At 59.7% G+C, this 1,787-nt stretch carries 1 protein-coding gene; it reads left to right on the top strand.

The genetic code is table 11. The annotated features are described in order from the left end of the window. The first annotated feature begins 788 nt into the window (after positions 1-788). Positions 789-1,685: a glutamine amidotransferase gene (locus tag AC1DWF_RS31730; RefSeq protein ID WP_476842530.1), complete on the top strand. Its 897-nt coding sequence runs from the start codon at positions 789-791 to the stop codon at positions 1,683-1,685. Positions 1,686-1,787: the final 102 nt, after the last annotated feature.

Here is a 1,787-nt window from a genome sequence, read left to right as displayed (position 1 = left end):
ATGCATTTACTGGATGCCCCTTCGGCAGGGTCGCTACGATCGCGGAGCTTGTCGACGGATTCGATCGGACGCGGGCTGCCGTCTTGGTCGCGAGATCTTCTGCGCTTGGAACATCAAGGCGGACTTCTGTTTCTCGTGACAACAGAGGATTGGCGCCGGGAGGGGGCTGCGCAACAGGAACTGGCCTTGACGGCGATGTTTGCTCGGCGCTGGACGGCACGCGCGGTGGATCGGGCTCGTTGCCACCAAACAACCACCATCCTGCCGCTAAGGCTGCTATCATCCAGCCTGGCTTCCCCCGAGTACCCATTCCCTTCCCCCTTGTCGGTAAGAAAAGCAGGTGCGCTGATAAGTGTCGAGCTTCTCATAAGGGATGCGCCCAACTATTGATGCGGATTTGGGATGAAGCTGCTTGGAACTGCGCGCTCCCCAGCCTCACTCTTGATTTCTTCTTCGTGAGCGACGCACATTTCAGCGACCAGTCGTGCCCGTTTCGGGTGAAAGCGACGACATGCCTGACCGCAAGGCGGATCTGGGTTCGGTAACCGTCGTATTTGATCTCATGCGATCACGCATCGCCCTCAGGCGGCTCGTCGACTAGCGTCGGGATGCGGTGGCGTGTTGATTTCCGAGGGGGGCCGCGCCCTGGTGGGCCAGCGTTGGCCGCAATGCCATTTGTGAGCCGTTCCGTTGTTTTTCTACAGGAATAAAAAATTCATCACAGTTGAATTGGGGTTGGGAACCTGCTAGCTTTTGTCACAGGCAGCCAATCAGGTGAGGAAACTGGGATGTGCGGAATTGTAGGACTCTTTCTCAAGGACAAGTCGCTGGAGCCCCAGTTGGGCGCGCTGCTGTCCGAGATGCTTGTAACCATGACTGATCGCGGCCCCGACAGCGCGGGCATCGCCATCYACGGCGGCGGCTCCAAGGGGCACGCCAAGATCACCATCCAGACGGCAACGCCCGAGGMGGATTTCAAAGGTCTCGACGTCGAGCTCGGCAAGAAGATCGGCGCCAAGGTTTCGGCGACGGTGAAGTCCACCCATGCGGTGCTGGACGTGCCTGCCGACAAGGTCGAGGAAGCGCGCGCGGCAATCGCCGAACTGCGCCCCAACGTCCGCATCATGGGTGCTGGCGAAGCCATCGAAATCTACAAGGAAGTCGGTCTGCCGATCGAAGTGCTCAAGCGTTTCGACATTGCCTCGATGGGCGGCAGCCATGGCATCGGCCATACTCGCATGGCTACCGAATCCGCTGTCACCACGCTCGGCGCGCACCCGTTTTCGACCGGTCCCGACCAGTGCCTGGTGCACAATGGCTCGCTGTCGAACCACAATAATTTGCGCCGCGAGCTGATCCGCGACGGCATGCGCTTCGAAACCGAAAACGACACCGAAGTGGCCGCTGCCTACCTGTCGTCGAAGATCGCGCATGGCCAGAATCTCGGCGAGGCGCTCGAAAGCAGCCTCAACGACCTCGACGGCTTCTTCACCTTCGTGGTCGGCACCAAGGATGGCTTCGGCGTCGTGCGCGATCCGATCTCCTGCAAGCCCGCCGTCATGGCCGAAACCGACCAGTATGTCGCCTTCGGTTCCGAATATCGCGCGCTCGCCAATCTGCCCGGCATCGAAGACGCCAAGATCTGGGAGCCTGAGCCGTCCACCGTCTATTTCTGGGAGCACTGAGATTATGCATTCAACAAATCTTGCGACCGCGCCTTTGCACCAGGCGAACTACGCGCCGAAGACCTTCGATCTTTCGAAGATCACTTTGCGCGAGTTCAACCA

It is taken from the genome of Aminobacter sp. P4_D5 (assembly GCF_056401815.1).
Note: the sequence above shows the minus strand (reverse complement) of the source record. Positions and strands in the feature narration are given on the sequence as shown.